General features: G+C 61.5%; 15 protein-coding genes. 7 read left to right on the top strand and 8 right to left on the bottom strand.

What is annotated here, in order from left to right; translation table 11 throughout:
* Nucleotides 1-57 precede the first annotated feature (57 nt).
* From AC5E6N_RS12610 to AC5E6N_RS12590, 5 genes are all read right to left on the bottom strand, one after another.
* Nucleotides 58-2,481 (bottom strand): aerobic carbon-monoxide dehydrogenase large subunit, encoded by a 2,424-nt coding sequence (locus AC5E6N_RS12610; RefSeq protein WP_491748141.1) that lies wholly within the window; start codon nucleotides 2,479-2,481, stop codon nucleotides 58-60.
* Nucleotides 2,478-2,969, bottom strand: a complete 492-nt coding sequence (locus AC5E6N_RS12605) for a (2Fe-2S)-binding protein (RefSeq protein WP_491748140.1) — start codon at nucleotides 2,967-2,969, stop codon at nucleotides 2,478-2,480. Before AC5E6N_RS12605 ends, AC5E6N_RS12610 begins: the two co-directional genes overlap by 4 nt.
* Nucleotides 2,970-2,999: 30 nt before the next feature.
* Entirely contained in the window at nucleotides 3,000-3,863 is an 864-nt protein-coding gene (locus AC5E6N_RS12600; protein WP_491748139.1) for an FAD binding domain-containing protein, read from the bottom strand.
* A gap of 144 nt (nucleotides 3,864-4,007) precedes the next feature.
* Nucleotides 4,008-5,174 (bottom strand): MHYT domain-containing protein, encoded by a 1,167-nt coding sequence (locus AC5E6N_RS12595; RefSeq protein WP_491748138.1) that lies wholly within the window; start codon nucleotides 5,172-5,174, stop codon nucleotides 4,008-4,010.
* A 378-nt stretch (nucleotides 5,175-5,552) separates the two neighbouring features.
* Nucleotides 5,553-5,762 (bottom strand): hypothetical protein, encoded by a 210-nt coding sequence (locus tag AC5E6N_RS12590; RefSeq protein ID WP_491748137.1) that lies wholly within the window; start codon nucleotides 5,760-5,762, stop codon nucleotides 5,553-5,555.
* Here AC5E6N_RS12590 and AC5E6N_RS12585 point away from each other — a divergent pair.
* Nucleotides 5,755-6,366 carry a TetR/AcrR family transcriptional regulator gene (locus AC5E6N_RS12585; RefSeq protein ID WP_491748136.1) on the top strand — a complete coding sequence of 204 codons (612 nt, stop codon included), beginning with the start codon at nucleotides 5,755-5,757 and terminating at the stop codon, nucleotides 6,364-6,366. The genes AC5E6N_RS12590 and AC5E6N_RS12585 overlap by 8 nt on opposite strands.
* A gap of 24 nt (nucleotides 6,367-6,390) precedes the next feature.
* Here the strand turns inward: AC5E6N_RS12585 and AC5E6N_RS12580 are convergent, their stop codons facing one another.
* Nucleotides 6,391-7,542 (bottom strand): acyl-CoA dehydrogenase family protein, encoded by a 1,152-nt coding sequence (locus tag AC5E6N_RS12580; protein WP_491748135.1) that lies wholly within the window; start codon nucleotides 7,540-7,542, stop codon nucleotides 6,391-6,393.
* A gap of 187 nt (nucleotides 7,543-7,729) precedes the next feature.
* On the opposite strand from AC5E6N_RS12580, the gene AC5E6N_RS12575 reads away from it, so the two are divergent.
* The 3 genes from AC5E6N_RS12575 to AC5E6N_RS12565 all read left to right on the top strand — a co-directional run bounded on the left by AC5E6N_RS12575 (nucleotide 7,730) and on the right by AC5E6N_RS12565 (nucleotide 9,093).
* Nucleotides 7,730-8,011 (top strand): SCP2 sterol-binding domain-containing protein, encoded by a 282-nt coding sequence (locus tag AC5E6N_RS12575; RefSeq protein WP_491688638.1) that lies wholly within the window; start codon nucleotides 7,730-7,732, stop codon nucleotides 8,009-8,011.
* A gap of 3 nt (nucleotides 8,012-8,014) precedes the next feature.
* The gene (locus tag AC5E6N_RS12570) at nucleotides 8,015-8,464 is read left to right on the top strand and encodes a MerR family transcriptional regulator (RefSeq protein WP_491748134.1); all 450 of its coding nucleotides are present in this window, start codon (nucleotides 8,015-8,017) and stop codon (nucleotides 8,462-8,464) included.
* 86 nt (nucleotides 8,465-8,550) lie between these two features.
* Entirely contained in the window at nucleotides 8,551-9,093 is a 543-nt protein-coding gene (locus tag AC5E6N_RS12565) for an NnrU family protein (protein WP_491748133.1), read from the top strand.
* Between the two features lie 6 nt (nucleotides 9,094-9,099).
* Here AC5E6N_RS12565 and rirA read toward each other — a convergent pair whose 3' ends face one another.
* Entirely contained in the window at nucleotides 9,100-9,561 is a 462-nt protein-coding gene (rirA, locus tag AC5E6N_RS12560) for an iron-responsive transcriptional regulator RirA (RefSeq protein ID WP_491748132.1), read from the bottom strand.
* A gap of 229 nt (nucleotides 9,562-9,790) precedes the next feature.
* Nucleotides 9,791-10,732, bottom strand: coding sequence for an oxygen-dependent tRNA uridine(34) hydroxylase TrhO (gene trhO / locus AC5E6N_RS12555; RefSeq protein WP_491748131.1), 942 nt, complete (start codon nucleotides 10,730-10,732; stop codon nucleotides 9,791-9,793).
* 131 nt (nucleotides 10,733-10,863) lie between these two features.
* Between trhO and AC5E6N_RS12550 the strand changes: the two genes are divergently transcribed.
* The 3 genes from AC5E6N_RS12550 (at nucleotide 10,864) to modA (ending at nucleotide 13,212) form a co-directional block, all read left to right on the top strand.
* Nucleotides 10,864-11,505: a 2-dehydro-3-deoxy-phosphogluconate aldolase gene (locus AC5E6N_RS12550; protein WP_491748130.1), complete on the top strand. Its 642-nt coding sequence runs from the start codon at nucleotides 10,864-10,866 to the stop codon at nucleotides 11,503-11,505.
* A 104-nt stretch (nucleotides 11,506-11,609) separates the two neighbouring features.
* Nucleotides 11,610-12,311: a tellurite resistance TerB family protein gene (locus tag AC5E6N_RS12545; protein WP_491748129.1), complete on the top strand. Its 702-nt coding sequence runs from the start codon at nucleotides 11,610-11,612 to the stop codon at nucleotides 12,309-12,311.
* A gap of 136 nt (nucleotides 12,312-12,447) precedes the next feature.
* Nucleotides 12,448-13,212, top strand: coding sequence for a molybdate ABC transporter substrate-binding protein (gene modA, locus AC5E6N_RS12540; protein ID WP_491748128.1), 765 nt, complete (start codon nucleotides 12,448-12,450; stop codon nucleotides 13,210-13,212).
* The last annotated feature ends 78 nt before the right edge of the window (nucleotides 13,213-13,290 follow it).

Here is a 13,290-nt window from a genome sequence, read left to right as displayed (position 1 = left end):
TACGTAATATCTGTCGCCATGCCGCCCGGTTTCAATATCAGGCGGCATGGCGCCGGCTTAACCGGTCAGTCCCAGTTTCTGAGCCGTTTTCCAGACGCGCCAATGATCGTGCGGCATCTGGGTATGCGTCAGGCCCTTATGGGCGAAGGCGTCGTTGATCGCGTTGGAGAAGGCGGGTACGCCACCGACATTGGGGCTTTCTCCGACGCCCTTCGCACCGATGGGATGGTGCGGGCTCGGCGTCGTCGTGTGGTCCGTCTGCCAGAACGGCGTTTCAACCGCCGTCGGCAGGTAGAAGTCCATCAGGCTGCCGCCCTGCACATTGCCGATCTCGTCATAGGAGATGTCCTGACCCATGGCGATGGCCAGCGCCTCGGTCAGGCCGCCATGGACCTGGCCTTCGATGATCATCGGGTTGATGCGGGTGCCGCAATCGTCGAGGGCGTAGAAGCTGCGGACATCGGTCACGCCCGTGTCGACGTCAACGTCAACGACGCAGATATAGGCCCCGAACGGATAGGTCATGTTGGGCGGGTCGTAATAGGATACGGCTTCCAGGCCCGGCTCCAGTCCCGGGATCGCCTGGTTGTAGGAGGCAAAGGCGATCTCCTTCATCGTCTTGTGCGCCTCAGGATTGCCCTTCACCTGGAAACGGTCAATGTCCCATTCGAGATCGCCCTCATGAACCTCGAGGAGATAGGCGGCGATCATCTGCGCCTTGGCGCGGATCTTGCGGCCGGCCATGGCGGTGGCCGCGCCGGCGACCGGCGTCGACCGCGAACCGTATGTGCCGAGGCCGTAGGGCGCGGTGTCCGTGTCGCCCTCCTCAAGGGTGATGTCCTCGGCGGGTATGCCGATCTCGGTGGCAAGGATCTGCGCGAAGGTGGTCGCGTGGCCCTGACCCTGGCTGATCGTACCGAGACGGGCGATGGCCGATCCGGTCGGGTGGATGCGGATCTCGCAACTGTCGAACATGCCAAGACCGAGGATATCGCAGTTCTTGACCGGGCCCGCGCCGACGATCTCGGTGAAATGGGCAATGCCGATGCCCATCAGCTTCCGGGTCTCGCCGCGTTCGAACGCGGCGCGGTTTTCCGCCTGCTCCGCTCTCAGGGCCTTGTAGTCGACGGCTTCAAGCGCTTTTTCCATCGCCGTGTGATAGTCGCCGCTGTCATATTCCCAGCCGAGTGCGGACGTGTAAGGGAACTGATCCTTGCCGATGAAGTTCTTCATTCTGAGCTCAACCGGATCCATGTCGAGCTTGTGGGCCAGAATGTCGATCATGCGCTCGATCATATAGGCCGCTTCGGTCACGCGGAAGGAGCAGCGATAGGCAACGCCGCCCGGCGCCTTGTTGGTGTAGACGCCGTCGACGCCGACATAGGCGACCGGAATATCGTAGGAACCGGTGCAGATGTGAAAGAAACCGGCCGGGAACTTGGTCGGGTCGGCGCAGGCATCGAAAGCGCCATGGTCGGCGAGCACGTGGCAGTGCAGCCCGGTGATCGTTCCGTCTTTCTTCGCCGCCAGTTTTCCGGTCATGTGATAGTCGCGTGCGAAGGCGGTGGATGTGAGGTTCTCGATCCGGTCCTCGACCCATTTGATCGGAACACCGGTGACGATGGATGCCACCGCCGAACAGATATATCCGGGATAGACGCCGACCTTGTTGCCGAAACCGCCGCCGATATCGGGCGAGACGATGCGGATATTGTGCTCCGGGATATTCATAATGAGCGAGGCGACGGTGCGCACCGCATGCGGCGCCTGGAACGTGCCCCACAGCGTGAGCTTGCCGTTGATCTTGTCCATCGAGGCGACGCATCCGCAGGTCTCCAGCGGGCAGGGATGGACCCGCTGATAGGTGATCAGTTCCTCGACCGTCACCTCGGCATCGGCCAGCGCCTTGTTCGCGCCGGCCTCGTCGCCTTCCTCCCAGTAAAAGATGTGGTTGTGATGTTTGCGCGGTCCGTGCGCGCCTTCCATCTTGTCCTTGATGTCCTCGCGCAGCAGGGGCGCGTCGTCGTCCATCGCCTTGAACGCGTCGACCAGCGGGGGGAGTTCTTCATAGTCGACTTCGACGAGTTCGGTGGCGTCCGCCGCGATATAGCGGTCTTCCGCCACCACGAAGGCCACTTCCTGGTTCTGGAAGAGCACCTTCTCGTCGGCGAGGACGGCCTGAACGTCGCCCGCAAGGGTCGGCATATAGTGCAGGTTGAGAGGCTTCAGATCCTCGGCGGTCAGGACGGCGACGACGCCCGGCAGTTCCAGGGCCGCGTCCTTGTTGATGGACTTGATGCGGGCATGGCCGTATGGCGAGCGGACAAAATCTGCGAACAGCATGCCGGGCAGCTTTATGTCATCCACATAATTGCCCTTGCCCTGGGTGAAGCGCGCATCCTCGACGCGCTTGCGGGAGGAGCCGAGGCCCTGGAGTTTTTCGACGCGTTCGGCATCGGTGGGGGGTGTCTGGACGTTCATTCTGCTGCCTCCTTCACCGCCAGTTCGTCGGCGGCGGCCTGGATAGCCTTGACGATGTTCTGATAGCCGGTGCAGCGGCACAGATTGCCGCTGATGCCGTAGCGGATTTCCTCTTCGGTCGGCTTCGGATTTTCCTGCAGAAGCCGCCAGGCGCGGGTGATCATGCCCGGCGTGCAGAAGCCGCATTGCAGGCCGTGATGCTGGCGGAACGCCTCCTGCACGGCGTGCAGCGTGCCGTCCGGCTGCGCTATGCCTTCGATGGTGGTGACGTCCGCGCCTTGCGCCTGACCGACAAAAACGGTGCAGGATTTGACCGATTTGCCGTCGATGTCGACCGTGCAGGCGCCGCAATGGCTGGTGTCGCAGCCGATATGGGGTCCGGTCAGGTCCAGCTCCTCGCGCAGGAAATGGATGAGAAGCGTGCGCGGTTCGGCCAGCGCCTCGACCGCCTTTCCGTTGACGGTCATCTTGACATGGGTCTTCGACATGAATTCCTCCGGTATTGTTGGCGCCGCCGCTCAGGCAGCGCGTTCCCTGGCGGTTTCGATGGCGCGCTGCACCATGATGCCGGCAACGTGCGTGCGGTATTCTGCCGGTCCGCGTCCGTCGGACGCCGGGTCGGTGATCGATTTGGCGGCATCGACGGCAGCAGAAATCGCCGCGGTGTCGAGCCCCGTTCCGACAAGCGCCTCGGCCGCGGCTTCGGCCCAGAGCGGCGTGTCGGCGACGTTGGTCAGCGCGACCGACGCACTGGCGCATTTGCCGCCCGACATCGTCAGGATCACGCCCGCGGCCGCGGTCGCGTAGTCGCCGATCTTGCGTTTTTGCTTCTGATAGCTGTAGCCGTGGCCGGCGGGCGGCGGCGCAATGTGAACCGATGTCAGGATCTCCGCCTCGTCACGGGCGGTGAAATAGGCAGCTTCATAAAAATCGCGCGCCTTGACCGTGCGGCTGCCGTCCTTGCCGCGCAGGACGTATTCGGCATCGAGCAACTGCATGATGGCCGGCATGTCGTTACCGGGGTCGCCATTGGCGACATTGCCGCCGATCGTGCCGACATTGCGGATCTGGGGATCGGCGATCTGCAGCGATGTCTCACGCAGGACGGGGCATGCATCCGCCAGCGCGTCGGACGCTATGAGGTCGGCCTGGGTCACCGCCGCGCCGATCTCGATGCGGTCCGCGCTGATCCGGATCCCGGAGAGTTCGTCGATGCCCTGGATATCGATCAGATGTTCAGGTGTCGCCATGCGCAGCTTCATCATCGGAATGAGGCTGTGGCCGCCGGCGAGGATCAGCGCGTCACCGCCGTGATCGGATAACAGCTCGACGGCCTCGTCGATGCTGTTCGGCCGATGATAGTCGAATGAGCCCGGTATCATTGCGTTCCTCCCAAAATCCGCGATGGTCTGGGAAGACAGTCTGGACACGGGAGGCTTATGAGAGAATCGGCACTGCACCAACGAACGGCATTTTGCACCAACGGTCCTTATTCTGCACGAACGGCATGCGGAAGCGGACTTGTTCTAAACGCCAAGCCTGTTGCGCAGATCCTTGGCGCGGGAGCGGCTGACGGGCACCTCCAGCTTCGCCGCCTCGCCGACATAGCAGAACAACTGGTCGCCGACCTTCTTCAGACCGTTTATATGCGCCGGGTTCACCAGGTAGCGGCGGTGGGTCTTCAGAAAACGGCCGGCAAGCTGGCTCTTTTCCACCTTAGACAGCGACCAGGGACAGAACAGAGCATCCCCGTCGGTGCGGATCTTGGTGTAATGGCCGTCGCTCTCGATCGCCAGAATACGGTCGGTGTCCATGAAGCGGACCGTGCCTTCCTTTTCATAGGGAATGCTGTTTTTGGCCGGCGAGATCATTTGGCCCGCGCGGCTGAGCGGGACGTTCTTTGCCCGGGCCGGCTGGCGCTTTTCCGTTCCGGGCTGAGCGGTTTCGGCATCGTTCGGTGCAGCCGTCACAGCGTTTTCGGCGGCATCCTCCATGGGAACGGCGAGCAGCAGAAACAGCCCGCAAATGACAAATGCGCTGAGGCTGACCGATATGGCCAGCACCTGCGGGTCAAGGGCCGGGATCGGTTCGGCGACAAAATCGGCGGCCTGGGCGAAGGACGTGCCCAGCATCGCGGCATAGTGCATCGCCGAAATCGACAGTCCGAGGACGACGGCGCCGACGACCGTGCGCAAGAGCGAACGCGTCGAATAGGCAAGCCACATGGCCAGTGTCGAAGAGGCAATCGCGATCACGACCGAAAGGGCGATGCCGAGGGCGCTGTAGGTCACGATACAGTTGGAGGAGATGGCGGCCATCCCGGTGTAGTGCATGGATGCGATGCCGATGCCGGTGAGGCTGCCCGATATCAGGATGCGCAGATTGGTCCGTTCGCCGAAATGCAGAAGCAGAAGTCCGCAACCGGTGATGAGGATCGCGATCAGGGCGGAACTGAGCGTCAGCAGCGGGTCGTAGGTGACGAAAAACGGCAGAGTGACGGCGAGCATGCCGATGAAATGCATCGACCAGATGCCGCCGCCAAGCGCAATCGAGGCCTGTGCAATGCGCACCTTTCGGCGCGGCACCGGAAGAGTGCGAAGGCCGTCGGTCAGTCGCAGGCAGGTGAATGCCGCCATGATGGCGACGAGTATCGACGCACCGACAAGGAATGGCGAGTAGTGCACCTCCACCATCTGATGCTCATTTTCCTCCCGGTTTGGCGCCCGCTTTTGCGCGGGCGCGGCAGCGGTCCGAACCGGTTCCTTGCAAAACCTGATATTTGAATGACGTCCGGTGCCTGCCCGCCAGGGGCAGCCGGGCGCCATATCCGGACAGAGTTCAGACCCGCATGCTCTTTAGAGTCGCTCTAATCGGCACGTTATCAATAACCGCGTTCGAAGAGCAAGGGACGAGGCGTTTTCATTTGTCCGCGTTTGACGTCATCTGGCTCCGTCAACCTTCGGGCTCGGGGTTTTACGCCTGAACGGTAAAGGCCTGGTATCATCCGGCGGGCGAATTTGTTGAAAATTCTTCCGGCCTTGAGCGTTGGATTTCGTGAAAATTCTTTATTTTTACAATTTCTTATCGATTTTTCCGGGGTGAGCGGTCACGCCGACGCAGGCCTTGTCCATCACATTTACGAATATGTAATCAAATGTTTCTTTTTTTGCTGCCCGGTGCCGGTCCTGATAATATGCGGCCAAAATCTCCGGGGAACGAATGGCAGTCAAGAAGTCACAGGAATCGAATCCTCTGATGGTTCCGGGGCGCAGGATGCCCAAGCAGGAGCGCTCCAGGAAGACGGTCGGTCTCATTCTGGAGGTGGCGACGGAGCTGCTTGAGGAAGCCGGGTTTTCCGGCGTCACGATGCAGAAGATAGCCGACCGGGCGAAAATCAATGTAGCCGCCGTCTACAGTTACTTTCCGAACAAGCACCATGTCATTCTGGAACTGAACAACCGTATCTTCGACGAGCGCAACAAGGTGCGGACAAGACAGCTCGAGGACCTGCTTGCCCGGGAGGGGCATTGGGCCGATAATTTTGCCGAATCGCTGCGTGACCTTGCGACGCTGCTGGAAGGCCAGCGCGGCGCGGCGGCGGTGCGCGGCGCCATGCGCGCGTCACCCGCGCTGGCGGAAATGGGCCGCGAGAGCCTCGACAGGGCGAGCGAGCGGATCCAGATGTTTCTGGAGCGGGCCGATCCGGATTATCCCGGCGACCAGCGCTTGCGCGCAAGGGTCATCTCCGAGGCGGTCACATCGGTATTCGATCTGATGCAGACATCCGATGGCGTGGACAGCGGCGCCCTTTTGGATGAGGCGATCTCCATGATCAGGGCCTATCTCAAACACCCCGGCGCTGCGGCGGATGCGAAGGCGGATTAGGTCGCATCGTGCGCGTTTCCGGGGCTATCCGCCGGCGGGCAGCGTGCCTTCCAGCTTGCAGATGATACCGAGCATGATCTCGTCGGCTCCGCCGCCGATCGAGCCCAGCCGGCCGTCGCGATAGGCGCGGCTGACCGGATTGTCGGCGGTAAAGCCCATGCCGCCCCAGTATTGCAGGCAGGAATCGGCCACCTCACGGTAGAGCCGGCCGCTTTTCAGCTTGGCCATGGAGGCCAGCCGCGTGGCGTCCTTGCCGTTCACATAATCCTCTATCGCGCGCCAGGTGAGCGCGCGCAGCGCCTCGATTTCCGTGCGCAGCTCCGACAGTCTGAAATGAACCGCCTGGTTGTCGAGTACAGGGCGGCCGAAGGTCTTGCGTTCGCGTGTGTATTCGATCGTCTGGTCGATCAGCCGGTCAAGGGACACAAGGCTCGATGCGGCGACCCAGAGCCTCTCCTCCTGGAACTGCAGCATCTGCATGGTAAAGCCCATGCCTTCCTGTCCGACGAGATTTCGCCTCGGAACACGAACCCCGTCGAGGAACAACTGCGCGGTATCCGAGGAGTGCATTCCGATCTTGTGGATTTTCTGCCGCTCGACACCCTTTGCATCGAGCGGCACCATGATGAGAGACTTGTTCTTGTGCACCGGTCCCTCGCCGGTGTTGGCGAGCAGGCAGCACCAATCGGCCTGCATGCCATTGGTGATCCACATCTTCGAGCCGTTGATGACATAGTCGTCGCCGTCGACCGTGGCCGTCGTTCGGATGGCCGCCACATCCGATCCGCCGCCGGCTTCGGAAACGCCGATGCAGCCGACCAGCTCACCGGCAATCGACGGCGTCAGCCATTCCCGTTTGAGCTCGTCGGCGCCAAACCGGTTCAGCGCCGGGGTGCACATGTCCGTCTGCACGCCGATCGCCATCGGGACGCCGCCGCAATTGATGTTGCCCAGAGCCTCCGCCATGACCATCGAATAGGAAAAATCCAGCCCGAGGCCGCCGCATTCAGGGTCGTATTTGATGCCGAGGAGGCCGAGTTTCCCGAGTTTTGCAAAGACCTCATGGGCTGGAAACTGCTCCGCAGCCTCCCACTCGTCGACATGGGGGTTGATGTCCGTTTCGATGAATTTCTCAACCGTGCTGCGCAGTTGATCGTGTTCTTGCGTAAGCTGCATGGGCGCCTCCTCCCGAAATCCGTGCCGCCGGTCCGGCGCTTGTGCGGGTCCGGGTTCCGCTGTCGGTACGGATCATTTCACTTCTTTACCTATAGGTCAATTGATTCATCTTTGCGAAAACTCGTTGCAGCAAGCTTTCTCACCGCGTATATCTGGCGGCAACCCACCAAAGCCAAGGAGCATGAAAATGAGTGTTGCTGAGATCGCGGAATCGATAAAGGATCGCGTTGCCGCCGGATCGTTCGATAGTGTCGTGAAGTTCAATTGCGGCGATGACGGGGTGCTCGTTGTCGACAACCAGACGGTCAGCACGCAGGATCAGGAAGCCGACTGCACGATCGGCATCAGCCTTGAAGACCTGCAGTCCATCGTTGCAGGCGAGCTCGATCCGACCGGCGCATTCATGCAGGGCAAGCTGCAGATCGAAGGCGACATGAGCGTTGCCATGAAGCTCGGGCAGGTGCTGTGACCGGTGAACGGCATTCGTGAAGAGGATGGCGCGCGGGCAGCCGAAACGGCTGCCGTGAGGCCGGGACGTTCGGAAGGCCGTGAACTCTTCGGAATCGCGGATCTCGCCGAGGAGTTCGGCATCACCACCCGGACCATTCGGTTTTACGAGAACAAAGACCTCATTCACCCGGCGCGGGTGAATGGGGCCCGGGTCTATACACGGCGCGACCGTGCGCGCCTGGCGCTGATCCTGCGCGCCAAGGCCATTGGCTCGACACTGGCGCAGATACGCCATTTCCTCGATCTCTACGGCGAGCACGGGGAAGGACAGAAATCGCAGCTCGAATATGTCGTCAGCGAATCGACCAAGGCCATTGCCGACCTTGAAAAGAAGCGTGTGCTGATCGAGGACACGCTCGGCGAGCTCAAGGCGATCCGGGAAACCTGCATTGAGTGCCTGAAGGAAATGTGAGGTCTTTGGCCGCACCGCACGGGGCTTTGCCGAGGCCCTGCGGCGGTTATGATCCGGTCCGGAGGTGGTTTCGCCGATGACCGAGTTTGTTCTCGTCTTGCTTCTGGTTGATCGCCGCCGCCGCCAACGCCCCCCATATCGGCCTGTGGCCGACAACCCGGCCGCTGGTCGTCCTGTCCATGGCGCTCAACGCACTGGCCGCCGTCCTGCTTGCCTGCGGGGCGCTACGGGCCAATCCTGTGTCCATCTCGTTTCGATCCGGGCCGATCGACCGCGAGCACCCCGGCATTCTCGCCCTGACACGTCATCCGATCCTGTGGGCATTTTTTCTGTGGGCTCTTGCCCACTGTCCGGTGAATGGCGATGTCGTGGCGCTGACGATGTTCGCAGGTTTTGCTCTTCTTTGCATCGTCAGCCGGCTGGTCCTGGAAAAACGCGCCGCCCGGCGCTTGGGGCCCGACGCCTATATGTCGGCCATGGCGGTGCGCGACGGCCCGCTCGCAAACCGTTTGCGCAAGGCGGTTTCGTTGCGGTCCGTCGTGGAGGCGGCGGCCGGTATCGTCCTGTTTTCAGCGATGCTGCGGTTTCACGGCACGCTCCTGGGTGTCGATCCGCTCGCCTATCTGTGAGGAGTGTTACGAGATATGGGCTTGCGCCGGCGGACTGCCCAGGCCCAGACGGCTGCCGATATCGAAGCGGGCGGCGGACAAATCGGCAATCGTGTATTTCGACAGGACGTCAAGAAACGCGTTCAGCGCCTCCCGCCAGGCTGAATTCAGCGCGCAACTGTCCACCAGCGGACATTCGGTTGCATCGTTTTCGAAACATTCGGCCATCGCGAAGCTGTCCTCGGTGACCCTGATGACATCAAACAGCGTAATGTCTTCGGCCGGGCGCCCAAGCTTGATGCCGCCATTGCGGCCGCGGACGGTCTCGACAATGCCTGACTTGACCAGGGGCTTGAGTATCTTGAACAGAAACAGCTCCGAGACACCGTAGGCTCTGGCGATCTCGGGAACACGGCTCAGCTCATTGGAATCCGCCGCGCAATACATCAGCATCCGCACGGCGTAGTTGGTTTGTTTTGTGACACGCATTTTTTTCCATCCTGACGATCATGCAAGGGCGCGCCTGAAATTTAGAATCATTCTATAAAATTCGATTGTTTTTGTCAAGTTTTTCGATCGTCATCAACAGGCTGATGTTGCAAGCCCAGGTAAAATGGACGGGCAGTATCAGGTTATCAACAATTTACGGTGCAAGAAACAAGCCCGTGCACGTGAAATCTGTTGCTGGGACCGCAACAGGCTCGTTCAACGGCGTGTATTACCTGCCCATATGGGTCTGGCCGCGCTTTTTGGCGAGCGTCATCTGTTTTTGTCGCTCACGAAAGCGTTCGCGGTCGTTGTCGCTGCGCTGATCGATGCAGTGGGGGCACGACACGCCGTTCTCATAGGCGGGATCTCTCGCCTCGGCCGGGGTGAGGGGATGGCGGCAGGCGCGGCACAGGACATGATCGCCCTGCTTCAGGCCATGGGTGACCGAAACACGCTCGTCGAATACGAAACAGGCGCCGTCCCAAAGGCTCTCATCCTCGGGCACCTCCTCAAGATATTTCAGTATGCCGCCCTTGAGATGGAACACGTCCTCGAAGCCTTCCGCCTTCATGAAGGCGGTTGCCTTCTCGCAGCGGATGCCGCCCGTGCAGTACATGGCGATTTTCGGCTTGTTGTGCAGGCCCGCATGGTTGCGGACCCAGTCCGGAAACTCGCGAAAAGTCGTCGTGCTGGGATCGACGGCGCCGCGGAAGGTCCCGATGGCGGTCTCGTAGCCATTGCGCGTGTCGATGACGATGGTGTCCGGATCGCTGATCAGTTCATTCCAGTCCTTCGGATCGACATAGGTTCCGACGCTCTCCAGCGGGTCGATACCTTCGACGCCCATGGTCACGATCTCTTTCTTGAGCCGCACCTTCATGCGCAAGAACGGCATCCTCGCCGCCCGGCTTTCCTTGTGTTCGAGGTCGGAGAATTCCGGAATGGAGCGCAGGAACGTCAGGGCCGCGGATATGCCGGCATCGCTGCCGGCAATGGTCCCGTTGATGCCTTCACGGGCCAGGAGCAGCGTTCCACGGACGTCGTTTTCCTCGCAGACCGCCTGTATCCGGGGCTGCAACTCGCGGTAACGGGCAAGCGGCGTAAAATGATAGAGCGCGGCAACCAGGAAGCCCGAACCGGTTGCGCCGGCCTGTGCGACGTGTTTCGTCATATCCGTCGCATACAGCCTCGGAGCGCAGGGTGCAATATTGTCGGCGACCGCGCTTATCGGCGGCCTGGATGTGGACTTAGAGGCCGGTGCGGGGTAATCGGTCGCCATGTTTCTTCTATTTATGGTGCGAAATGGGCAAGAAGACTGAAGCGCTGCTGTCGATCCTGCAACTGCAACCGGTCGTACCGGTCCTCATGGTGGACCGGGTCGCAACCGCCATTCCGCTTGCGCGGGCATTGGTCGATGGCGGCCTGAAGGCGATCGAAATCACCTTGCGCACCGATGCGGCGCTCGACGCCATCAAGGCGGTTGCCGATGAAGTCGACGGCGCCGAAGTGGGAGCCGGAACCGTGCTCAATGCGCGGCAGTACGAGGCCGCGGTGCGCGCGGGCTCGCGTTTTATCGTCAGTCCGGGCACCACTCAGGAACTGCTCGATGCGGCGGCCCGGTCCGATGTGCCGATGCTTCCGGGCGCTGCTACGCCGAGCGAGGTGATGGCGCTGCGTGAGGAAGGCTATGCGGTGATGAAGTTCTTTCCGGCGGAGCAGGCCGGCGGCGCGGCCTATCTCAAATCGCTCGCATCGCCGCTTGGCGGGATCAGTTTCTGTCCCACCGGCGGCATCACCGCGCAGACGGCGATGGACTATCTGTCGTTGCCCAATGTGATCTGCGTCGGCGGATCATGGGTTGCGCCGAAGGCGCTCGTGGACGCCGGCGACTGGGCCGCGGTGACCGGAATTGCAGCCAGGGCGAAGGCGCTGACGGCGGCATGATCGAACCCGTTTCGCCGCTTCGAAACAGCACGCTCCGGGTTTGAAACACCCTCGGGCCACACCTATCTCATAAGACACCGAACCGCTCAGAAAGGCCTGTTTTCATGTTCGATCCCAAGACGCTTCTCGATCAGTTTCTCGGCTCGAAGGTTCCCGGAACCGAAGGCACGGTTCGCGGCAAGGCCGGGCAGGCCGTTCAGCTGGCCAAGGACAACCCGATGGCGACCGGCGCGATTGCGGCGCTCCTGCTTGGAACGAAGGGCGGCCGTTCGCTGACCGGATCCGCTCTGAAGATCGGGGGTCTCGCCGTGGTCGCCGGGCTGGGATATCAGGCCTACAAGAATTACAAGGCGGGAAAGGCGCCGGGCGAAGATACGACACCGCTGATCGAAACGGATGTGGTGCCGGAAGCCGAAAGGTCCGGATTCGACACCCGGGCGAGCGCGGTGGACGATGATTTCGCCTTTGCGCTGATGCGGGCAATGATCGCTGCAGCACGGGCCGATGGACATGTCGACGACGAGGAACGGGCCCGCATCGCCGACCGGCTTTCCGTTTCGGGCCTCGAAGACGATGCACGGGCGTTCATCAACCGGGAGCTGGAGGAGCCGACCGACCTCGACGACATTGTCGCCGCAGCCCGCACAGAGGAACAACGGGTCGAGCTCTACACGGCTTCACGGCTTGCGATCAATCCGGATACCCGTGCCGAGCGCGGTTATCTCGACATGCTCGCCGGCCGGCTGAAGCTGCCGGATGCGCTGGTCGACCACATCGAGGCGACGGTGGCGGCCGCGCCGCGTTAGGCCGGTTGCGTTCGACCGGGCGCGTTAACGCTGATTGACGGTTGGCCGCATAGAGGTCGATCCGCCGCACCGTGCCAGTTCAATTTGGCGGTGTCTTGTTCTAATGTCGCCTGACTGAACGGCACGGGGACGCTTCATGCTCCGATTATCGACGGTTGTGGTTTTTGCGCTCGTCGCGGCACTTGCATCTGCGAAGGCAAGTGATCGCACGCTCGTCTTCGCCGCCGCCAGCATGAAAGATGCGGTTGAATCCGTCGCCAGCGCCTATGAAGCGGAAACCGGCAAACCGGTCGCGGTGTCCTTTGCCGGTTCGGGCGCCTTGGCAAGGCAGATCGAGGCCGGTGCGCCGGCCGATCTTTATCTCGCGGCCAATGTCGCGTGGATGGACTATCTGGAAGAGCGCGGACTGATCGATGCGGAAAGCCGCAGGAGTGTTGCCGGCAATGAGCTGGTCGCGGTCGCGCGCGACGGCAGCACAGCCGCCGACAAGATCGGATCGGCCGATCTCTTGAGCGGGCGGCGCTTTGCCATGGGCGATCCTTCGCATGTTCCCGCCGGCATTTATGCACGGCAGGCGCTTGAAACGCTTGATTTGTGGGAAAAGCTTCAGTCGCGAGCGGCCTTCGGAGAAAATGTCCGTGTCGCCCTTGCGCTCGCGGCGCGTGGTGAGGTCGCGTTCGCCCTTGTTTACCGCAGCGATGCGGCCATGCGCGACGATGTGGAGGTTGTCTTCAAGTTTCCAAACGATCTGCATGCGCCGATCGTCTATCCGCTGGCGCTGACTGTTCGAGCAGATGAGGATGCGCGGGCCTTTTACGATTATTTTGTTTCGCAAGCCGAAGACGGCGTGCTGGAGCCGTTCGGGTTCAGCCGGCCGGGCGCCGGCGGCACGGGTTCCTAGAGCGTGTCTTGTTTAAATGGAAACATTTGATGGCGGAAAATCGGTTCACTCGGCAAGGCGCGTCGCGCAGCGCGATGT

Source organism: Hoeflea sp. (assembly GCF_984452065.1).
The sequence above is the reverse complement of the archived record's forward strand: the minus strand, read 5'-3'. Positions and strand labels throughout refer to the sequence as shown.